The 21,370-nt window shown below is 53.7% G+C and carries 11 protein-coding genes; 9 read left to right on the forward strand and 2 right to left on the reverse strand.

The features are described from left to right. Nucleotides 1-8: 8 nt before the first annotated feature. From FF011L_RS13470 to FF011L_RS13490, 5 genes are all read left to right on the forward strand, one after another. Nucleotides 9-914, forward strand: coding sequence for a DUF58 domain-containing protein (locus FF011L_RS13470; protein WP_145352147.1), 906 nt, complete (start codon nucleotides 9-11; stop codon nucleotides 912-914). Further along, the gene (locus FF011L_RS13475; protein ID WP_145352148.1) at nucleotides 911-3,109 is read left to right on the forward strand and encodes a BatA domain-containing protein; all 2,199 of its coding nucleotides are present in this window, start codon (nucleotides 911-913) and stop codon (nucleotides 3,107-3,109) included. The genes FF011L_RS13470 and FF011L_RS13475 overlap by 4 nt, the downstream gene beginning before the upstream one ends. Then, nucleotides 3,106-5,835, forward strand: coding sequence for a VWA domain-containing protein (locus FF011L_RS13480; protein ID WP_145352149.1), 2,730 nt, complete (start codon nucleotides 3,106-3,108; stop codon nucleotides 5,833-5,835). The genes FF011L_RS13475 and FF011L_RS13480 overlap by 4 nt, the downstream gene beginning before the upstream one ends. Beyond that, nucleotides 5,832-11,420, forward strand: a complete 5,589-nt coding sequence (locus FF011L_RS13485; protein WP_145352150.1) for a hypothetical protein — start codon at nucleotides 5,832-5,834, stop codon at nucleotides 11,418-11,420. Before FF011L_RS13480 ends, FF011L_RS13485 begins: the two co-directional genes overlap by 4 nt. Before the next feature lie 104 nt (nucleotides 11,421-11,524). After that, nucleotides 11,525-12,661: a prenyltransferase/squalene oxidase repeat-containing protein gene (locus tag FF011L_RS13490; RefSeq protein ID WP_246109398.1), complete on the forward strand. Its 1,137-nt coding sequence runs from the start codon at nucleotides 11,525-11,527 to the stop codon at nucleotides 12,659-12,661. Here FF011L_RS13490 and FF011L_RS13495 read toward each other — a convergent pair. Further along, nucleotides 12,615-14,024, reverse strand: coding sequence for a TCR/Tet family MFS transporter (locus FF011L_RS13495; RefSeq protein WP_145352151.1), 1,410 nt, complete (start codon nucleotides 14,022-14,024; stop codon nucleotides 12,615-12,617). The two genes, FF011L_RS13490 and FF011L_RS13495, sit on opposite strands and share 47 nt — an antisense overlap. A gap of 1,525 nt (nucleotides 14,025-15,549) precedes the next feature. On the opposite strand from FF011L_RS13495, the gene FF011L_RS13500 reads away from it, so the two are divergent. Further along, nucleotides 15,550-17,037 (forward strand): ammonium transporter, encoded by a 1,488-nt coding sequence (locus FF011L_RS13500; protein ID WP_145352152.1) that lies wholly within the window; start codon nucleotides 15,550-15,552, stop codon nucleotides 17,035-17,037. Nucleotides 17,038-17,262: 225 nt separating this feature from the next. Continuing rightward, complete coding sequence (gene gdhA, locus FF011L_RS13505; RefSeq protein WP_145352153.1) at nucleotides 17,263-18,615, forward strand: NADP-specific glutamate dehydrogenase; 1,353 nt, start codon at nucleotides 17,263-17,265, stop codon at nucleotides 18,613-18,615. A gap of 83 nt (nucleotides 18,616-18,698) precedes the next feature. Here the strand turns inward: gdhA and FF011L_RS13510 are convergent, their stop codons facing one another. After that, a complete protein-coding gene (locus FF011L_RS13510; RefSeq protein ID WP_218932607.1) occupies nucleotides 18,699-19,301 on the reverse strand; it encodes an HdeD family acid-resistance protein in 603 nt (200 codons plus the stop codon). A 585-nt stretch (nucleotides 19,302-19,886) separates the two neighbouring features. On the opposite strand from FF011L_RS13510, the gene FF011L_RS13515 reads away from it, so the two are divergent. Together FF011L_RS13515 and FF011L_RS13520 are read left to right on the forward strand one after the other, a co-directional pair. Beyond that, a complete protein-coding gene (locus tag FF011L_RS13515; RefSeq protein ID WP_145352155.1) occupies nucleotides 19,887-20,300 on the forward strand; it encodes a hypothetical protein in 414 nt (137 codons plus the stop codon). Between the two features lie 135 nt (nucleotides 20,301-20,435). After that, a complete protein-coding gene (locus tag FF011L_RS13520) occupies nucleotides 20,436-21,320 on the forward strand; it encodes a patatin-like phospholipase family protein (RefSeq protein ID WP_218932608.1) in 885 nt (294 codons plus the stop codon). Nucleotides 21,321-21,370 lie beyond the last annotated feature (50 nt).

The raw sequence follows: 21,370 nt of genomic DNA on the forward strand, positions 1-21,370 counted from the left end.
GCACCTCCATGGCAAACGTTTTTGACGTCTTGTCGGCTCAGGACATCGGTAAATTCGGGAACCTGCAAGTCCTCGCAAAACAGGTTGTCGAAGGCTTCTGTTCGGGGCTGCACCGTTCGCCTCACAAGGGTTTCAGTGTCGAATTCAAGGAACATCGCTCCTATGTAACCGGGGATGACATCCGGACCATCGACTGGAAGCTGTTCGGTAAAACGGACCGTCTGTACATCCGCGAATACGAAGAAGAAACCAACCTGCGTTGTACGATCCTGTTGGATTCAAGTGGGTCGATGGGGTACACCGGCGGGCGTAGCAACGGCGTCAGTAAACATGAGTACGCCGTCCGCACCGCCGCATCGCTGGCGTATCTAATGCTTCACCAACAGGATAGTGTTGGATTGGTCACGTTTGACAAGAAGGTCCGCAAGTACATCCCTCCCCGCGGCCGCCCCAAACATTTGAAAGCGATCGTCGCCGAACTACAGAATCAAAAACCGAAACATGAAACCGATCTTGGTAGTGTTTTCCACCAAATGGTTTCCAAAATCCAACGCCGGGGAATGGTTATCGTCGTTTCCGATTTATTCGGAGACGTTGATAGCCTGATGAAGTCTCTGGCACACTTCCGGCACGCCCGTCATGAGGTCCTGCTGTTTCAAATCTGGGATCCCGACGAACTAGATTTCCCGTTCCGGCAATGGACTCAGTTCACTTCGTTAGAGGCGTCTGAAAACCGGCATCTGGTCGACCCAGCACAGCTTCGCAAAGCGTACTTAGAAAAACTTGCACAGTTCCGCGAACAACTTTCCAACGGCTGTAACCGCCAGAGAATCCGGTTGGTGCCGTTGGTAACGGACCAACCGTACGCCGACTCGTTGGCCGCCTACTTTGCCTGGAGGAAAAAGTCCAAGTGACATTCCTCAACGCGGCGCTCGCTTTTGGGGCGGCCGCATTCCTGATCCCGTTGGCGATCCACATCCTCAATCGCAGCCGTTTCAAAACGGTCGATTGGGGTGCGATGCACCTGTTGGAATCGGTGATCAAAGTCAATCACAAGCGATTTCGTTTTGATCAGTGGATCTTGTTGGCACTGCGCTGTGCGATTCCCATCCTTCTCGCATTCTGTCTTGCTCGACCAGTCCTGACCGGGATGAAAATTTTGGCTGGGGAATCGCCGGTTTCGATGGTCGTGCTGCTCGATTCCAGCTATTCGATGGAAACGGAGTCGAGTGAGGGGACCCGATTTAATGCGGCCGTGGATGCCGCCAAAAAAATCATCGCCGCGACGCCCCGGGGATCGGAAATTTCAGTGATCCAAACAGGAGGCAAAGCGACGCCTCTTTTTCCTCAGCCTGTGTTTGATTCATCGATCGTTGTTCGAAAAACCGATCAAATGCGATCCGGTTTTGGTGCCTGCGACATGCCGGCCGCGCTGGCAGAGGGTCTGGCGACACTGGCGGAAATGAAACATGCTCGCAGAGAAATGATTGTGATCAGTGACTTCCAGCCGGCTGATTGGCAACCGGTGGAAGGCTCGGTGGCTCAGTCGATTCGGTCGCAAATCGAAGCCGCTTCCTTTGCCCCCGAACTGTCGTTGATAGCGGTTGGGGAAACCGAAAGTGGGAACCTGTCGGTCGATTCGCTTGAAATCCCTCAACGAGCGATCGGAATCGAACAGCAACTGTTGATCCGCGCGAACCTTCGTAATCACGGTCCCCTCAAAGTTGACGATCTTCGCGTCAGCCTTTCAATTGACGGCCAAGAAAAGAGCGTTTCAAAGGTATCGCTTCCGCCGAATGGAACGATCCAAACGCTCTTTCCATGTGTTTTCGACACGCCTGGCTCCCATGTGATTCAGGTTCGCCTGATCGCTGAGGATCCCCTGCAAGTCGACAACTCTGCGGCCGCGGCGGTCACCGTGTGGGATACCATTCGTGTTCTATTGGTCGATGGCGATCCACGTTCCGAGCCGCTGAAGAGCGAAACCGATTTTCTTGCCGTTGCACTTTCCCCTTACACCTTTGGACGAGTCCGATTGGCCGACCTCGTTCAAACCACCACCGTGCAGGCGAACAAGATCAATGCCGAACTGCTTGCCGATACTCATGTTTTGGTGTTGGCAAATGTCGCCAAATTGACAGACGCCGCTTTACAGGCGGTGCAGAACCATGTCAGCAGTGGTGGTGCGTTGTTGGTCTGCGGAGGCGACCGCATCGATTTGAATTGGTATGAGGAACGGGGCTACGATTCGGGAAACGGGATTTTGCCAGCTCCCTTCGGACTTGCCAAAGGAATCGAGAGGGGGACTGCAAAAACCACCGAACCGCAAGGCCAAACCCATCTGATAAACCAGCATTTCGACCATGCAGCGTTAGAATTTTTCAACAACCCTGCCAACGGAGATTTGTCGCGGGCGGTCATTCGTCGCTGGCATGAACTGGCGGTTTCCTCACTGCCGAACGACAGCGATCCCTCGCAACGAGATGTGACCACGCTTGCTCGATTAGATTCTGGCGATCCCTTTCTTTTAGAGCGACGTTTTGGAAAAGGCGTAGTTCTGCAACTGGCGACCGCCTGTGATGCGGATTGGTCGGATTTGCCTTTGCAGCCTATCTACGTCCCATTGATGCAACAACTTATTACGACCATGGCTTCCAGCATCACGCCCCCTCGAAACCTGATCACCGGCGAACCGGCCGTAATGTGGTTGTCAGATACCGCTTCGGATTCCTCGATTTCGGTGACATCGCCCGATGGCGTTCAGCACCTGGTTGTCCCCATTCAGGAAGCGGATCGCACTGTCGCCCGCTTCGCATCGACCGAACGACCGGGGATCTATTCGATCTCTTTGCCGTCAGCAGAAACCATTCATTTCGTTGCGAAAACCGACCGTAAGGAGTCCGAACTGGCGGTGCTTGATCACGAGCAGTTAGTGGAATTGTCTGATGAACTGGACGCGGGATTAATTGAATCGGCGGACCAATACCTTTCGCAAGACCGACTGCGACGTCATGGGCGAGAGATCTGGAAATATCTGCTCGCCGCCGTGCTCGCTTTCATGTTTTTGGAACTAGTCCTGCAACAACGTTTTTCCAGGGTAAGCACATGACCACCCTGAAATTTGTTGGTGACGTCCCGCTGTGGCTGGGGGTCATTCTTTCCATTGCCGTGGCCGCGATGTCCTGGCGTTACTACCGACGAGAGAGTCTTGAACTATCGGGACGGCTTCGCTGGTTGCTTCCCACACTGCGAACGGTCGCATTTGTGCTGGGAATCCTGATCCTGACCGGCCCCGTGCTGCATCACCGGCAAACGATTGGTGACCTGGGCAAGGTGCAAATCTATTTTGATGGATCGGAAAGCATGCAGATGCTTGATCCCCATATGTCGCTGCGCCGAAAATTAGAGATCGTCATCGCAACAGGCTGGCTTCCCAATGTCGACCTCGACCAATCGACATTCCAGTTTTCCGACGCGCTTCAAAACATCCGAACAAAGCACGAACAGCAACTTCTAGGCATCGAACAGACCGACTTAGCAAAGGTCCGTGAACAGATCCAGTCGTTCGGTAAGGGATTGGCGGATTTGGGGCCAATGATCCCACCGAAATTCGTGGCCACCTTTGAAAGCTCGCTTACCCAACCACTTGCCCGTTTGGGATCGATTGAATCGGTGGAGGAATCCGTTACTCAGTACCGCACGCTGTTTGCGGTTTCTCGGGACCTTGAAAGTGCGGCCGAACAAGCTGCTCTTGAACGTCTGATTCAGCAGAATGATTCGGTGCGAGCCGCTTTGACACAGTTTGATGAAACCCCGCGTTGGCAGAGAGCACAAGCGGGATTCTTGCAATCGCCAACGAAGGTGCTGACGGAACTGCGAAAGAATCACGAGGTCAACATCCACAGGTTGCTCGGTCAAGACGCGATTCGCGAAGAGTCTTTGCAGGGCAGTGACACCGATACGGAGGAGGAAGCCCCCGTCCAGCTTTTTGCTTCCGCCACCGATTTGGCGACGGGGATTTCCACTAATCAAGAAGACTCCGTCGCGTCCTCGGATCCGTCGGAAGCATCACAGGCCAAAACATCGATCGTGTTGGTTTCCGATGGACAACACAATTCAGGTCCTTCGCCAATCCAAGCCGCCCGGATTTTGGGGGCTCAAGGAATCCCTTTCTTCTGTGTGTCGATGGGGGCAGCCCATCCTGCATACGATCTGTCGGTGGTCAAAGTGGCTCATCCTGAACGCGTGTTTCGTACCGATTTGGTTCGAGGCACCGTCACCATTCGCGATCAATATCCCGCAGGGCATCCCGTATTGGCGCAAATTTTTAGCGGTGACACCGTCCTGTGGCGAAAACAATTGCGGACAGAAAATTCCGGTGAACGGCGAATCGACTTTGAATTTTCGGTCGACCCGATCGTCAAAAATGCGTCGGAAGGCTCTCCGACGGACGTGCAGCAGCACGTGGTACCACTTGCGCTGCGAGCCTCACTCGTCCCTTTGGCTGACGAACTGCAGGTCGACAACAATCATCGCCGGTTTCATCTAGCCGCGATCGCCGACAGCCAAAAAGTTCTAATCTTAGATGGTCGCTCTCGATGGGAAACTCGCTACTTACGGAACGCCTTTGAAAGGGATGAGCAGTGGTCGGTCAACACCGTGATCGCGGGTGCCGCTACGGAGAACGGAACGTTGCCTCGCGGGGAAGCGCCAAACCAGTTTCCCGCAACACGATCCGATCTGTTTGAATACGATCTTGTGATTTTTGGCGAAATCGGGCCCGAACTATTTGAGCAACATGAACTGATTTGGCTTCAGGAATTCGTCGATGCACGTGGCGGCGGAATGATTTTTATCGATGGACAACGGGGGCTGCTAAAACAATTGGCCGCGACGCCATTGGCGGGACTCCTACCGGTTCGCTGGCTTCCGGACAGTGCGCGGCAAAAACCAAAACGCTTTGAATTGACCGATTCAGGCGAAGCCGCACCAGCGCTGCGGTTGTCGGACGATTCGGTTGAAAACCGTCGCCTCTGGTCGGAACTTCCCCCCCCGCATTCCTTTATGCCTGTCGAATCGGTCCCCAGTGCTCAGGTCTTGGTTAACCTGGATGTTGCAGACAAGCTATATCCGGTCATCATCCGCCAACCTTACGGGGCCGGGCAGGTCTTATTCATGGCGTTCGATGAATCATGGCGATGGCGGTACCGGACCGCCGACCTGTGGCATCAACGATTGTGGAACCAGTTCGCCGAACTGGTCATGCCGCCACCCTATGCAGCTAGTGATGAATACGTATCCATCGATTCGGGAAAGGTCCGCTACGAATCGAACGATTCGGTCCCCCTGCGAGTCCGTCTGAATGGCTTGGACGGAGCTCCGATGACAAACGCAAATGTGGATGCATTGATCTGGAAGGACAATCAGCTAACAACCACGGTGAACCTCAAACCAGATCCCGATGTACCGGGAGTTTATCGAGCGATTTCGCACGCACTTTCTCCCGGTGCGTACGAAGTTTCCGTGCAGGCTTCCGGTTTCAGTCAGTCGGCGCTTCAGGCAAGAAGTGAATTTGTCGTGATGGACCAGATCTCCGCAGAACAAAACACGACTTCCGCAAATGAACGGCTGCTTCAACAACTGGCAACGGAATCAGGTGGTCTCTTTTTGCGGGAAGAAGAAATCGGACAACTTCCTGATCGCTTGCTGCCGTTCAGCCAAGGACGCGTTATTGAATCGGATCATCTGATCTGGCAAAGTTACTGGTGGTTTTTTGCAATCCTTTCCATGATAACCATCGAATGGATCTTGAGAAAAAGGGTAGGGCTACTATGAGTACGCGTCTGGATCCCACGATCGCCGATAAATTGGCACAGTTCAAACGTCGCCGTCAGCGCCTGATTCTGGCTCGCGGAATCTGTGCCGGAATTGCCGCGTTGCTGGCCTGCATGTTCGTCGTGGCACTTCTCGATTGGTACTGGTTGCTTGACGACCGTCTGCGTTGGGGGCTAAGCGGTGCCGCTTATTCGATCGCATTGATGACGTTCTGGATTGTTTCTTTAAGAAAGGTGATCACCGCACCTGCAATCGAAGACGTCGCGACCCAAATCGAAAGCGCGGAACCTGTTCTTCGAGAAAACCTGCTATCCGCAGTCGAACTTGCCAACGACGATCCCGACGCGATTCATGATTCCCCCCTTTTTCGCCAGCTACTGCAGGGTAAAGTCGCCCAGCAAATTCAAAACGTCGAAATGACGGCTTTGCTGCCGTACAAACTTGTCGCGAAATGGATTGCCGCCACAGCCGCCATGATCGGGATCCTGCTATTACTGCTTATCGGCGGCGGAGGCCGATTCAGGCAATTAGCGACAAGAGCCATCCTGCCGGGCGCTAACATCGCCAGGGTTTCCCGAATCCATGTCGAAATCCTGGAACCGAATCCACCCTCGCTGGTCGTTGCTGAGGACGAAACCGTTGCGATCGCGGTCCGCATTTCCGGCGGAAAGGTTCGCGAAGTCCTCCTCGAAACGTTTTCGGATAGCGAGGGAACCACCCAGCAACCGATGGCCATGCGGGATGAGTCGCAATTTGTTGCAAACCTTCATGTTGTTGAAGGAGCAATCGAATATCGGATCCTCGCGGGAGATGCGGTGACAGAACGTTATCGAATCGAATCGATCCCCAGACCTCGCGTCGAATCGTTTGAAAAAGAGTATGCGTATCCTGAATACAGTCAGTTGCCCAACAAGGTGGTTAAGGAGGCAAATGGAGATCTGATCGCCCTGCAAGGCACGAAAGCACATCTGACGATCGACGTTGATCAGACGGTCACCCAAGCGGAACTGCGACTGGATTTGGCGGATGAAGAGGAAACCAAAGTGATCCCGCTTAAATTGGTCGATTCGAACACGGAGCAAGGACGCCGCTGGGAAACCGATTTGGCTGTGGAAACCGCAGGGATCTATCGAGTCCATCTGTTCTCCGAACATTCGCAGTTGGAAAACCGCTTCAGTCCGCGCTACGAGATCCAGCCTCAACCGGACACGATCCCGCGTGTTGGGTTTATTGATCAAAACGAGGGGACTCTGCTGCTTCCTCCCAATGACATTCTCGCGTTGGAAGGGATTGCCGAGGACGACCTTCCGCTAAACGACCTTCAACAACAGATCTCGGTCAATGGTGAAGAGTGGCTGTCCGTTCCACTAAAGGCAACCGCCGTCGATGGGACCAAAGGCCAACAGATCAACGCCCAGTGGAAGTGGGATCTTGTGCGTCACAACCTGAAAACGGGGGATCAGGTTATGACTCAACTGGTGGCCACCGACCGCAAAGGAAATCAAGGGAAGTCGGTTCCTCTTAGAATTTTGGTCGCGGCTCCTGATTTCGATCCTGAACGACACTCGGTAATGAAGACGAAAACAAGCCTATTACCTTCGCTTGATCGTTTCGCTCAGCTGCTTGCAGAACAATTTGTCACCGCCAAGGAAATCCTCGAGGGGCTTTCCGAATCCGAGAACGTTTCGGATTTGAGTTTGCAGGACCGGGAGATCTTGATTGATTTAGCGGCAAAGCAAAAAGAGCAAGCTCGTCTTTTGTTTGCGGAAACAAAGGCGATCGAAAAGCAGATGCCCGCCGGAGCTGACGCTTATGACTTGGACTTAACAGGACGAGTTATCGCAAGGATCCAACAGGAACATTCCAGCACGCCCGCCTACCTTATCCAAGCGATGGAAACCGGCGAGGATGTGGAGCAATTCCGCAAGGACGTAACGGAGCTGCAAAAAGCGTTTGAAAAAACCGCAAGCGATGCAGAGAACACTGCGAAACACTACCGGGCGCTCGCTGCCCACAACGTCATGATCGCGATTGCCTCCGATTTGGATGCGTTGCTGCTGCAACAAAAACTAATCGTCGACAGCCCGACTCAAACCTGGGAGCGACTGCTCCGGCAAGAAACGATTGTGGTGAACCAACTGCAGGCCCTGGAAACATTGGTGCGTGACCACCGAACGAATGTCCCCGATTATCTATCCTCGACGTTGAATAATCTAATCCGCTGGTCGGAGACTCAACGCGATCGGATTCAACTGGTTTCGGAATCCGAAGACCAACTGCCTCAGCTGCAAGAGGCGTCGAAGTACCTCCTTGGGCAACTAACCGACACGCAAAGGATGAATGATCAACGGCTCACGTCTTTGCTCACAACGGCTCGCCGGGATCTATCGAATCGCGCGGGTAGTTTGTATTCGCCGATCTATGAATTAGCTCGTTCGACGGAACAAGAGAATCGATTGGTTTTCAAAGCATCACAATCCCCTGATTCCCAAGAGAGTGCGAGTCTGATTTCGGAGGCGGAACGCTATTCGGCGGCGACGGAACTGAAGCATGCCTTTAGTATCGATCAATTGACATCCCGCCGGGAATTAACGCAAGCTCGCAGCGATGCGGATCTTCAGTATGCAGCCGATGCAGGACTGACCCAGCGAGCGGTCGATTCGCTTCTCGGTCTGCATCAACAAGCGTCACAAACCGAATCGACCATTCCCGCCAACTTGCTAGAGGTCGCGCCGGCATACCGGATTCTCGAAGCGGGCCACCAATTGGTAGCGGTCAAAGACGCCTTAGAAACGCTCCTTAATCAAGAACGATGGGGATCGCAAAACCTGAAGGCAGCTTTTGATCATCCCCGGCAATGGGGTGTCATCCTCCAAGGGCTGGAACTGACCAGCCGTCGAATGCGTGAAGCCCAAATTGACAGTGAACGAAGCCGCACCATCGATCAGCTGCGGTGGTCCGAATCGGTGCGAAACACCACGCGAAAAATCATGGACCGAAATCATGAACGCGACGCCATGGTAAGCGCTGCACATGAATTGGTCGTTGTCCGTGACACCGTGAAAACGGTCTTAGAGGAACTGCAACCGCAGATGGCGGAAGCTCGGGCAATCATCGCGAAGTTCTCTCCCACCATTTCGCAAATGGCCCAGCAGGCTGCCGACCAACTGCGTCTTCTGGAAGAAAAGTCCACGGAACTCGCTGACGCCGTCGAGGCTCCTGACCCGACCGAAACCGATCAACCGCTGGAACAGATCAAGGAACAACAAAGCCAGATCAATCAACAGATCGCGGATCTGTTTGAAGCTCTTATAGAAGAGGCCAATTCCCAAGACCTGCTTGACGCGGATCAACGAGAGCGAGCTCGCGATGCGGATGACAGTATTGCTATGATCAAAGAGCCGGCGGTGCAAATGAATCGGTCTCTCGAAGAGGCGGTGGCAAACGCTCCCCCCGAAACGCTTGCGAAGGAGTTGTCCGAGGCGGCTGAGGACCAAGAGAAAACAGCTCAAGCGTTGGAACAAGTCGCAAACCATTTCGAACGTTTGGAAACTGGTGACGACATTGCAGAATCGCGTGCTGCCCTACGCGAAAGTGAACGTGAAATGCAGTTGGCTAGTAACATCGAACAACAATACAACAAAGCGGAACAGATCGATCGCCTAACCAGTAAGTCCGCCGCGCAGTTACTTGCAGACCTGGAACAAGAACTCGCTACAAACCCTGCGATGCAACAGGCGCTTTCGGAACTGTCGCAAAAGACCCTGGAGGAATCCAAGAACGCACTTGAATTGGCAACCGAGGACGAACATCGCCTGCAATTAGAAAACGAACGATCGGATTTGGCTTTCAACGCACAGAAAAAGGCGATCGCTCAGGAAATACAGAAACTTGCTAAGTCGGCTTCCACACTGTCGGAATCTTTGGTTGCTCAGGCAGAACAGTCCGCTTCGATCGGCAAATCAGAAACCGCCTCCGAGAGTATCGAACAGGCTAGGGCAACACTCGCCGATCTCGCTGAAAAAGCGGCCAAGGCGTCCGACCAGATGTTGTTGGAAGACATGGCGCAAACCGCTAACGAAACTCAAGCATCTCTTCGTCAAGCCAATGAGATGCTTGGCCGCGCGAAAAAGGAAACGAATCAAGCGAAGAATGAAGAGGTGCACGAAACGGAAGAAGAGCGTGCTAAACAACAGAAGGATTCTGAGCAAAGAGACGATCGGTTTCGCCAACAACAGAAAAGAATCGCGAACGATTTGGTCAAACGAGCTGAACAACAGAAACGGGTCACCACACAGAACCTTAAGAACGCAACCTCAAGCTTCAAAAAGACCCAGCAAAGCGTCGAAAAGGCTCAGGCAGACCTTGCCAAGAAACCGAAAGATTCCAGCCGCCAAAGCAACCTAGATCGACAGAAATCACGAGCCGAAACGGAACAACTAAAAGTCGAGATCGCAACAAAGGCAGACAAGCTTGCGGCAGAGGATGTTGCTGAAGCCAAAGACAACCTCGATCAGATAAACCGCAAATCCAAACCGAAACTGGATGCGAAAAATCCGGCAACACAACTGGCCGACAATTACCTAGAAGATGCCCTCAAAGTTGCTGCGGATCTGAATCGTTCGGCTGATGAAATCGAAAAGGCGATCGGCATTGAAGATCAATTGACGCCCACAAAAGACCAGTTAGTGAATGCAGAGCGTCAGCAAGAAAGCATCACCACCGATGTCCAGCAAGCCGCCGAGAACGTTCAGCGAGTGGCTAGACATGAGCGCCGGCTTGAAAAAGGAACGGTTTCAAAAGCGCTACAGGCGGTTGCCGAAGGAATTTCAAAAGTCGCAAAAGAAGAAACGAACACCGCTAGCGATCGACTAAACGAAGCCGCCGAAGCAGCTGGGGCGAGCGAAGCAGGGGAGTCGCAGGCCGCCGACAGCACGCGTTCGCGGAAAGCTCAGGATGCTTTGAAAGCAGCCGAGTCGGCTTTGGCGAATCAGGCGAACGGACTGAACGATGTTCTGGAACCACTGGCCGCGGCCGCCGAAGCAGCTCAGGCGACCGCAGCACAATCCGCTGAAGGATCCGCAGCGCAACCGGCCGAAGGATCGGCTGCACAACCGTCTGAAGCTTCGGCGAATAAACAGAATGGGGAAGGGGGGCCTGCTGCATTTTCTCCAGAAGAAATGGCCCGCGCCGAACGCTTGGCAAGAACTCTTGATGACCTAGACCAACAATCGGCCAACGCCACTTCCGCGGAACTGGCGGCGCAAACCGTGGGGCAGCTTGACTCGCTGACCGCCATCGCCAATTCCCAGCGATCAGAACAAGTCCAAGCGAGGCAACAGATCCAACAACAGGTCGCTGAGGCAATGGGGACCGAATCCTCTCAGACGCCCGGTGCAACCGGGACCACTAGCGAGTTTAAGGTTCTTGCACTCGATCGATCGGACGATAAAGCTTGGGGGAAACTTCGAGACCAATCCGCAAAGGATCTGGCGAAAGGGGAGACGACCGAGGTTTCCGAAGAGTACCGCAAAAGCGTCGACACCTATTTCAAGGTCCTTGCCGAGCGAGGGCGACAGAAGTAGTCATACCTGCCCACACATTACTCCTACGAGAGTCGGGCCGTTCATTGTTTCGCCGATCTTTGGCACGACTTACCTCATTTGATCCAGTCGAAAGGCTGTCCCCCATGCCCTCATCACAATCGAATCAGAGAACGGTCCCGTGCCTGATCATGGGGGCCGTATTTTTTCTACTGTCGGTATTTGGCGGCAAACAGAACGTTCAGGCTCAATCGCCTCGTGCAACGGTTCCCGAACCAGAATCGGCCTTTCAGAAAGATCAGGTGGATGTCGCGATCGATCGTGGCGTCGCTTATTTAATTAGCAAACAGCGTGATGATGGAGCGATCATCGACAAGGGATACGATACGACGATGACGGCGCTAGGAATCATGGCACTTGCCAGCGTTGGAATCCAACCAACCGATCCGACGCCTGAGGGCCTTGCGATGCAACGTGCCTTGGCATTTGTCCTGCAGGAAGACCGAATCGATGACCAAGGGTACTTCGGATCGAAAGACCGTTCACGCATGTACGGTCACGGCATCATCACGTTGATGCTGACGGAGATGCTGGGAATGGGCAGTTCCGCGGAACAGGATCGACTGATTCATGACCGTTGCCAGAAAGCGATCGATGTGATCCTTAGTTCGCAAAAGGAATCGAAACCGATCCACCATCGCGGTGGCTGGCGATACTATCCCAATGCAAAAGATTCCGACCTTTCGGTCACCGTCTGGCAGTTGATGGCGCTCCGCTCGGCAAAGAACGACGGGTTGCAGGTTCCTGCAAACGCAATCCACGACGCCGTCGACTACCTCAAACGATCCTATGCGTCTCCGCTTGATCGCAATGGCTTTCCCGATAAAAAGGCGAGCGGTTTTACCTACGAAACAAACCAAAACAACCCGACGTTTACGATGACCGCTGCAGGGTTGTTAGCGATGCAAGTTTGTGGGGAGTACGAATCGCCGTTGGTCCATGGGGCAGCGGATTGGCTTCTTGAACACCCACCCGAATGGAAAGAACGTTTCTGTTCCTACGGCACCTACTATTACGCTCAAGGGATGTACCAACGCGGCGGTGACCACGCCGATTCAGCGCGTCAGCTTGTCCAAGAAATGATGCTAAAACATCAGGAAGCGGATGGTTCATGGATCGCAGAAAACGGATCCGAGCGCGATCACGGAGCCGTCTACACAACCTCGCTAGCGATCCTTAGTCTTTCGGTGAAGTATCATTTCCTGCCGATCTATCAGAAGTAGCGGTCGGAACCATGTGCTCGGAATGCTCGGCGGGGAATCGCTTAAAGACTTTCGACAAAACGATGCTGGCGATAAACACCAGCACACTTCCCAGCACAAATGGGGCTCCGGCAAACTCGAACGGAGCCGCCGAAGAAGTGAAATAGCTGAACAGCCCACCGGTGAAGATCAAGGGAGCAACGACGTTGGTTAAACTGACCAACGATGTGAGGGCCCCCTGCACCTTCCCCTGTTCATGCGATGGGACCGCACCCGCGACCAGGCTCTGAATCGCAGGGCCGCCCAGGCCTCCCAGCGATCCAAAGATAATGATCGGCCAGACCATCCACCCCTGCGTCGCAAAGGCGTAACCCATGAAGGCCGTCCCCGAGACCAAAGTCGCAAAGACGGCTGTCCGGCGTTCTCCATAGCGGGCGATGATCGGGCGGACCATTCCCCCCTGAACGATGGCCGCGGTCAAACCGACCAATCCCAGCGTTAAGCCGTTGGTCACTTCATCCCAGCCATAACGATATCCGGTATTCAAAACCCACACGTTCTCTAAACCGCGTTGCCCAAGTGAAATCAACACAAACGGAGCAACCAAGGCAGCCACAAGCGGAAAGTTGCGCAGGTGAACCATCGTCCCAAGTGGATTTGCTTTTGATAGTTGCAAATCGCTGCGATCTTCCGGAGGCAAGGATTCCGGCAAAACAAAGTAGCCGTACAACCAGTTAATAATGGCCAGCCCAGCGGAAACGTAAAATGGCAGTCGAATGGATATTCCCCCCAGCAGACCGCCTAAGGCGGGGCCGATAATGAACCCAAGCCCGAACATCATCCCAGCGAAACCAAAATTCCGCGCTCGCGTTTCCGAAGTTGAAATGTCGGCGATGTACGCGTTTGCCGTTGTAAAACTTGCACCGCTAATCCCTGCGACCACCCGCCCAAGCAAGAGCCACCACACCGTTGGCGCCAATGCCTGAATCAAGAAATTAACGCTGAACCCAAACATCGAAGCAAGCAAAACGGGGCGTCGACCAAACCGGTCCGAACAAGCCCCGATCAACGGTGCAAAGAAGAACTGCATCAATGCGTAAGAGGCCATGATCACGCTAAAGTAGACGCCCGCCTCGGAAATCTCGCCGCCGATCAACTCCTTCACCAATTCGGGAAGAACGGGAATGACGATCCCAATGCCAAGTACGTCAATGAATAACGTAAAGAGAATAAAGGCGATCGCTGCCTTACGAGGTGGCGAGCCGTCGGACCGTTTCGCATTCGAGCCTAAACCGTTCGCAAAATCCGAATCCCCATCGACCACGCCACTGTCCGACTCAGCATCGTCCCAGTTTCGCTCGCTATCGTCGCCGCGATTTTTCATGAATCAATTGGAACGACAGGGAAAGCGGGAATGTGAATACGGAACGCGGTCGGCTCCCGCGTAGGTTACTCGGTTTCAGCACGCTGAGCGACCAGTGGCTGGTTCTTTACGCTTACCACCGAAGCGATATCGACCGAACAACAATAGCTTCCTATAGCAAACCTTGCCCGCACGTCTCAAAAGGCATGTAAAAACCCTTGCAAACCCCTTGATCAGAGTGCGTTCCACCGGCCGGCCACCAGCCCCCGACTCTACGCTGTATTCCAAAATTCTGGTCAGTGACGCCACTCGGAATCTGTTGGCGATTGATTTCACGAACCCCAGCGAAAGAACTGCCCCTTTAACCTATTTTCGCGCAGCGAAAGGCTATAAGCGACATCGACCGCAAACCCTGGTTGTCGCATCCGGCTGAGAGCCAGACATCGCAGCGGATACTCGTTCCCTGAATCTGGACTGGCAACGGAGTCCCCGTTTCCGGACGCTGTATCGTGAGACCGGCGTGAAAGGGAAGTGCGAGAATGCCCATTTCGGGCGTCAAATCTTCCAAGCTAGCAGCTCTTTCCTAGGTAACGAACCCAGACATCGGTAAATCGCCGTTCTGTGAAACTTAGACCGCCACACTATTCGCGTCATGAATGTTACTCAGAGGCAGATTTCCGGCCTAATATCGTTTTTTTTTGAAGAAAATGGACCATTAAGGCGTTTTTTTTGGGGGCCCACCTCTGCGGACGGCGACACCCCCTAAAGCGTCGCGTATGGAGCCCTGACTGCCGCTAAAGCCCGTTTTCGCCCTTTTTGGGGCTTCGGATCGAATTTTGCATTTAAGGCACTTTTGTGCATCTAACGGCGGAGTCCAACGCGGCCGGGCGTAGTCAAAACGAAACACCTTCTCCTCCAGACGATCATCGATCGCAATGCAGACATCGATCGCAATGCGAAGTCTGGAAAGCCGTTTTCCTACCTCTTGTGTGGACCGACCGTTCCCTAATCGAGAGGACGAACCAACGCCGACCGTCAACCTGCGCTGCGTGCGGATGACAACCCTTATTGACGCTCTCTGCGGAAGTTAGTCTTCCATCGCTGTTCAATGTTGGGGATGAAAGCATTACCAATCGATTGAAAACAAGAAGGTTCCAGAACGGATCGGTCACCAGTGATCGGTCACTTCCTAGCGACCTATGGCAGGGCTTTCCAACGGTAGCGGGCTCCCGCAAGATTACCGGCACTTATAGTCAGGTCATCTAATAATCACCTTCTCTTAACGACGTGCACCCCGGCCTGCAGATTCCGCGTTATTAGCAAATCAACTAAGTAGCGGTTCGTACCATTAGCGTTGTTTTTGTAATTCGTTTTGCTAAAACGGAATTGTTGTTCACATCACGAGTGCACGAGAACTCTCGTTTGCTCGAAACACCACCGTACCATTATCAGAGAAGGAAAAACTTCCATGTGGAATTTGCTGACACGCTCCATGGAGCCCTCAACGAACTGCGGGGGAAGCGGGATCCGATTTCCGTGGCTTCCAATGGTTCTGCTCATCGGCGTTTTGGCGGTAGGAATCGTCACCACCGCGAGAGCCTCAGGACAAGACGCGACGCCTGAAACCGTCGATGAACAAGTTGTTGCAGAAGCTGAAGTCGAAGTTGTCGCAGAAGACGCAGCAGGCGACGAAGTGGTTGAAACCGAAGAAGTCGAAGAAGTTGGAGCGGTTGATCTAGGAGTCGGTTACGCTCTGGACAACGCCATCCTGTTCTTCTGTGCCATCCTGGTTCTGGCGATGCAAGCCGGATTCGCCATGGTCGAAATCGGGTTGAACGCCGCGAAGAACGCGATTAACGTGCTTGCGAAGAACTTTATGGATCTCTCGCTGGGGGCGATGTTGTTCTTCTTCGTCGGATTCGGATTAATGTATCCGGGCTCCTATGAAAGGGATCCTGAACTACCCGAGATCAGCCCGTACGTCGCTTTTGGTGGATCAGGGATCTACGAAACGGTCGATCCTGAACGAACTTTCTCGCCACAAGTTGACTGGTTCTTCCAGGCCGTCTTTGCCGCAACCGCCGCGACGATTGTTTCGGGTGCCGTTGCTGGCCGAATGAAATTCACTGCCTACTTGGTATACAGCGTCCTTTTGACAGGCTTCATCTACCCAATCAGTGGCTACTGGAAATGGGGTGGTGGCTGGTTGACTCAGTTCGGCGAATTTGTCGACGGTGGATGGACCATGGGCTTCCAGGACTTCGCAGGATCGGCGGTTGTCCACGCGGTTGGCGGTTTTGCCGGGCTTGCCGGGGCAATCTTCTTAGGGCCAAGGCTGGGACGTTATACGTCTTCGGGTAAAAGTGTAGCGATGCCAGGCCATAATGTTGCCTTCGCAGCGATTGGCGTCTTTGTCCTTTGGGTTGGTTGGTACGGATTCAATCCTGGTAGCCAGTTGGCATTCCAGGGAACCAGTGATATCGACGCGACTGTATTTATCGCCGTCAACACAACGCTTGCTGCGGCAGCAGGAGCCATTGTCGCCATGTTCGTCAGCTGGGTCTTGTTCGCGAAACCCGATTTGACCATGGGATTGAACGGTGCCTTGGGTGGTTTGGTTGGAATTACCGCTTGCTGTGATGCATTCTCAAACTACTGGGCCATTGTTATCGGTGCTGTGGCTGGAGCCCTCGTCGTTGGCGGAGTATTGGCTCTGGACAAACTGAAAATCGACGACCCTGTCGGAGCTTTCCCGGTTCACGGATTGTGCGGCGTCTGGGGTTGTATGGCACTGGGCATCCTTCCCAACGCTCACCTGGAAAGCGAAAGCACCAGCCTATGGATTCAGTTTGTAGGCACGGCTTCGATCTGTGCATGGTCGTTCGTGACCATGTCCATCATCTTTGGAGTTCTGAAGATGGCTGGAATGCTGCGAGTCAATCCTGAAGAAGAACAAGCCGGTCTCGATATTAGCGAACACGGCATGTACGCCTACCCTCAGGACTCCGCTCCTGGTGGTGCAGTAAGTAACTAGATAGTCTGCTTGGTATGGTGCAGACGAAGGGCAGGTCAGTGGCTTCGGTCACTGGCCTGTTTTTGTTGACACATCCATTAGCGGCGTCTTAACCGCCAAAGCTCGCCCATTCGGGCGGCTTTCCTAATCCTAACTGTCTATCTTTTGATTTCGTGACCTGCCGACACCAAGCTGCAGTCGATGGAGTTCTTTGCCCCATCGTTCCATGCACTTCAAAGGTCTCGGATGTCTGTTTCAATCAAAAAAGAACTCGCACACTTCATGGACGGGTTGCGCAAACGGAACCCTCACGAAGAAGAGTTTCATCAGTCGGTTGAGGAAGTTGCTGAGTCGGTCTTCCCTTGGTATTTGGACCACAAGCAATACCGGGACGCCCAGATATTAGAACGGGTAACCGAGCCCGATCGCGTCATCATCTTCCGAGTCACCTGGGAGATGGATGACGGAACGATCCGAGCGAACCGTGCATGGCGGGTCCAATTCAATCACTCCCTTGGCCCTTATAAAGGGGGACTCCGCTTCGATCCCTCGGTCACCTTGAGTGTTTTGAAATTCCTCGGTTTTGAACAAATTTTCAAGAACAGCCTGACCGGGTTGCCGATGGGTGGCGGCAAAGGGGGCGCGAATTTCAATCCCAAGGGGAAAACCGACCGCGAGGTGATGCGGTTCTGCCAATCGATGATGACGGAACTTCACCGCCATATCGGTGAAGACGTCGATGTCCCGGCGGGCGACATCGGTGTCGGGGCTAGGGAAATCAGCTACCTGTTCGGGCAATACATGCGGCTGGAGAACCGCTGGAGCGGGGTGATGACCGGCAAAGGGGCCTCATTCGGCGGCAGCGCGATTCGCACCGAGGCGACCGGGTACGGGTGTGTCTATTTCTGCGAACACATGCTGAACGAACATGGTGAAGACCTGGAAGGAAAGACCGTCGCGATCAGCGGGAGCGGAAACGTCGCCCTGTACGCGGCTCAGAAAGCGATGCAAAAGGGGGCCAAAGTTATCACGTTAAGCGATTCCAGCGGCTTCGTTCACGCCCCCGAAGGACTGAATCCAGAACAATGGGAATTCGCTCGCGTTCTAAAGGAACAACGACGCGGTCGGCTATCCGAGATGGCCGAACAGTTCCGGGATATCTCCCACCACACTGGCATCCGGCCCTGGCAGGTCCCTTGCCAAGTCGCGATGCCCTGTGCGACTCAGAATGAAATTGACGAATCGGATGCGGACCAATTGATTCGCCAAGGCGTGATCGCGGTGTGCGAAGGGGCGAATATGCCAGCGACCGTCCCGGCAGTCCACCTGTTAAGAGACAAGAAGATTTTGCACGCCCCCGGGAAGGCTTCCAACGCGGGTGGCGTTGCCGTCAGCGGTCTTGAACAGACTCAAAACGCCATGCGAATCAGCTGGTCCAGAGAGGAGGTCGATGAACGGCTTCAAAAAATCATGAGGCAGATTCATCAACGATGTGTCGCACACGGAAAGGTCAATGGGCGGATCGATTACGTTGTCGGAGCCAATATCGGAGGCTTTCAAAAAGTGGCCGAAGCGATGTTAGCCTACGGAGTCCTGTGACGTCTCTTTGCCCTCGGGCGTACAAAAACGCATTGTGCGGCGGGACGACTTCCCATCGCACATTCGTACTTTTACCGAAGGATCTATTCGGATGTTCGTTCGCTACTCGGATTGACGGCATGCATTTCGGCTTCCAGCACGGTCGATTTCACCTTTTTCAATCGCATCGCAATCGACAGCAGCACGAATCCGGAAAGAATCGAGAACCCACCGATGATCCAAGCCATCACGAGGATACCGGCCCCAGGGGCCATGAATAAGCTGCCCCCTAGTAGGATCGAGATAACTCCGCCGACCACTAACAGCCACTCATGCTGGATCGTGCGTCGCATGCGAATGGCAATAAAAATCTCCAGCACGCCCATGACGATCGCCCATGACGCGATCAAAATAACGACCGCCATCGCAGTCGCAATTGGGGCAAAAAAGGCAACTAAACCAATCGCGACGTTCAAAACACCTTGCAAAGCAAGGCTCGACCAACGCGGATTGGTCTGGCGAGACTGAATGCCGACGGCAAGCATCATCAGTCCGTCCAGCAAAACAAATGCCCCGAACACCGCGACAAGAATCGAGATCGTCATTCCTGGCCAGAAAATGGCCGCCAAACCAAACAGCAAGGCAAATACGCCGCGAGTCGCAAACAGCCACCAAATCCGGGAAAGGCGAGAATCTTTGTTGTTCATCATGGGTTCCTTGTGAATGTCGACGTCGCGAAAAGGGGCTTCTTCGGCATGGGATTCGAATCGCCGATACTCTACAGCATTGCTGCCTAGATCGGTATGCGATAACGCAGTCGATCGAACACGAAATCGCGTAGGAAAAGGCGCCGCGTGAACGCCTCCCAGAACGCTTTTCGCTGACGGAACCGCCCAAAATCAGCAACCCTTCCCGTGTGACGCAAACGCACACCTGCGCTGTGAACCGCTCAAAAAGAGCCGCTGCCGACCCACAAAGCGGGAAACATGTGCAGATCTCTTTTCCACAAGAAATTCCAGCAAGGCTGTGAATCTTTTAGTGTCGCTTTTCGCGGGGGACGTGCGATTTATATGTTGCGAGTAAGTCTCAGGCAGCCAAGCTCCTAACCCGCTGCGTAAGCGAGGGACGGAAAGAACAGGCCGCTATCCCTCGCTTACGCAGCGGGTTGGGATTTGCTGATGCATGGCCGCACAGCAGCACTCCCCCTCGACGCTTTTGGAGGCTTTGGCACATCTATTGCTTTTCTTGCCTTGTATTCAATTCACTAACCGAGAATTTAGGAATTAAAGAAGATGGCCGTGAAGACAAAATCCGTAGCGGAATCCCACGCTGATCATCGCCACTGGCATAGCGATGTGACTTGCTGGCAAGACGATATTCAAAACTGGCAAGCCGAGCATGTGACCGCGATTGAGGAATTGCAGGCGGCGCTCAAACGGATCACCGAGCATGGAAAATCCTTGGAAGCTCATGCTCAATCCGTTGCGGAACTTGAAGCAGGGTTGTCGCAGCACGAGAAAAGTTTGGCAGAAAGCCTGAAAGGTGGCACGGAGAGCGCCGTTGACGAAACGCTCGACAAACAGCACCTGAAACAGGCTGAATTGCATCAACGTCAACAAGATGCTCATGAGCGCATCAAGAAGCATCACCACACCGTGATGGCGCAAGTGGCGATCCTGAAGGCTGCACTAGAAAAAGCGGTTTAGGTTCCAGCCAGCGGTTTCTCGTCCAGGTATCGTTTACCCACTCGTGGTCTGCGACATAGGTAGCGATACCTCGGTTTCGTTCGCGTTGGGTTGATGTGCGGTGCCACCAAACACAAATCCAACAAGCATAACTGAATGAGAACCGACAATATGAAGACCGTTTCACTGGTGCTTGGTAGCGGCGGTGCGCGTGGCCTCGCACACATCGGAGTGATTCACTGGCTTGAAGAGCACGGCTATCAGATTCGTTCAATCTCCGGTTGTTCGATGGGAGCCTTAGTCGGCGGTGTTCATGCTGCTGGAAAACTGGACGAGTACGAAGAGTGGTCGCGGGCAATTACACGTCTGGATATCGTCACTCTGCTGGATGTGGCTTGGAGCAAATCGGGATTGGTTCGCGGAGATAGGATTATCAACGCGCTGGCAGACTTGGTGGGCGACCAGGCGATCGAGGATCTACCGATACCATTCACCGCGGTCGCCGCAGACGTGAAACGACAACGTGAAGTGTGGATTCAATCGGGCCCCCTTTTTGATGCCATCCGTGCATCCATCTCTTTGCCGATTCTATTCACTCCATTCAGACGGAACGGAGTCGACCTGATCGATGGTGGCGTATTGAATCCAATTCCGATCTCGCCCACGTTTCGCGACAACAGTGATTTAACCATTGCCGTCGATGCGGGTGGGGCGGTCGACCATCAGGTCGAAATGCCAGCAGCAGCTGCAGCGCCTGCCGTGGCGCCAGATCTAACAAGAATACAAGGTCGACTGCAGGATTTCATTTCGCAGATGAAGGATTCACTGGGGAGTACCGGACAACAGGAATGGGCGGCGTTTGATGTGGTTAATGACGCGTTCGATGCGATGCAATCGACGATTGCTAGGCTTAAACTGGCCGCCTCGCCGCCAGACAAAGTGATCGTGATTCCGAAAAACCGATGCAAGATGCTGGAGTTCCACCGAGCCGACGAATTGATCGATTTTGGCTACCAGCAAGCGGGACGCACTCTCGCTTGATGCCTCGCGATAAAATGGCAAGGAGCCCTTTGAAAGACCACCCCACCGAC

The sequence above is a fragment of the Roseimaritima multifibrata genome (assembly GCF_007741495.1).
In the GTDB taxonomy this organism is placed as follows: domain Bacteria; phylum Planctomycetota; class Planctomycetia; order Pirellulales; family Pirellulaceae; genus Roseimaritima; species Roseimaritima multifibrata.

Coding starts and splice junctions, on each gene's coding strand:
- FF011L_RS13470 (WP_145352147.1), top strand. CDS start 9: ATGGCAAACGTTTTTGACGTCTTGTCGGCTCAGGACATCGGTAAATTC.
- FF011L_RS13480 (WP_145352149.1), top strand. CDS start 3,106: ATGACCACCCTGAAATTTGTTGGTGACGTCCCGCTGTGGCTGGGGGTC.
- FF011L_RS13485 (WP_145352150.1), top strand. CDS start 5,832: ATGAGTACGCGTCTGGATCCCACGATCGCCGATAAATTGGCACAGTTC.
- FF011L_RS13490 (WP_246109398.1), top strand. CDS start 11,525: ATGCCCTCATCACAATCGAATCAGAGAACGGTCCCGTGCCTGATCATG.
- FF011L_RS13495 (WP_145352151.1), bottom strand. CDS start 14,024: ATGAAAAATCGCGGCGACGATAGCGAGCGAAACTGGGACGATGCTGAG.
- FF011L_RS13500 (WP_145352152.1), top strand. CDS start 15,550: ATGGTTCTGCTCATCGGCGTTTTGGCGGTAGGAATCGTCACCACCGCG.
- gdhA (WP_145352153.1), top strand. CDS start 17,263: ATGTCTGTTTCAATCAAAAAAGAACTCGCACACTTCATGGACGGGTTG.
- FF011L_RS13510 (WP_218932607.1), bottom strand. CDS start 19,301: ATGAACAACAAAGATTCTCGCCTTTCCCGGATTTGGTGGCTGTTTGCG.
- FF011L_RS13515 (WP_145352155.1), top strand. CDS start 19,887: ATGGCCGTGAAGACAAAATCCGTAGCGGAATCCCACGCTGATCATCGC.
- FF011L_RS13520 (WP_218932608.1), top strand. CDS start 20,436: ATGAGAACCGACAATATGAAGACCGTTTCACTGGTGCTTGGTAGCGGC.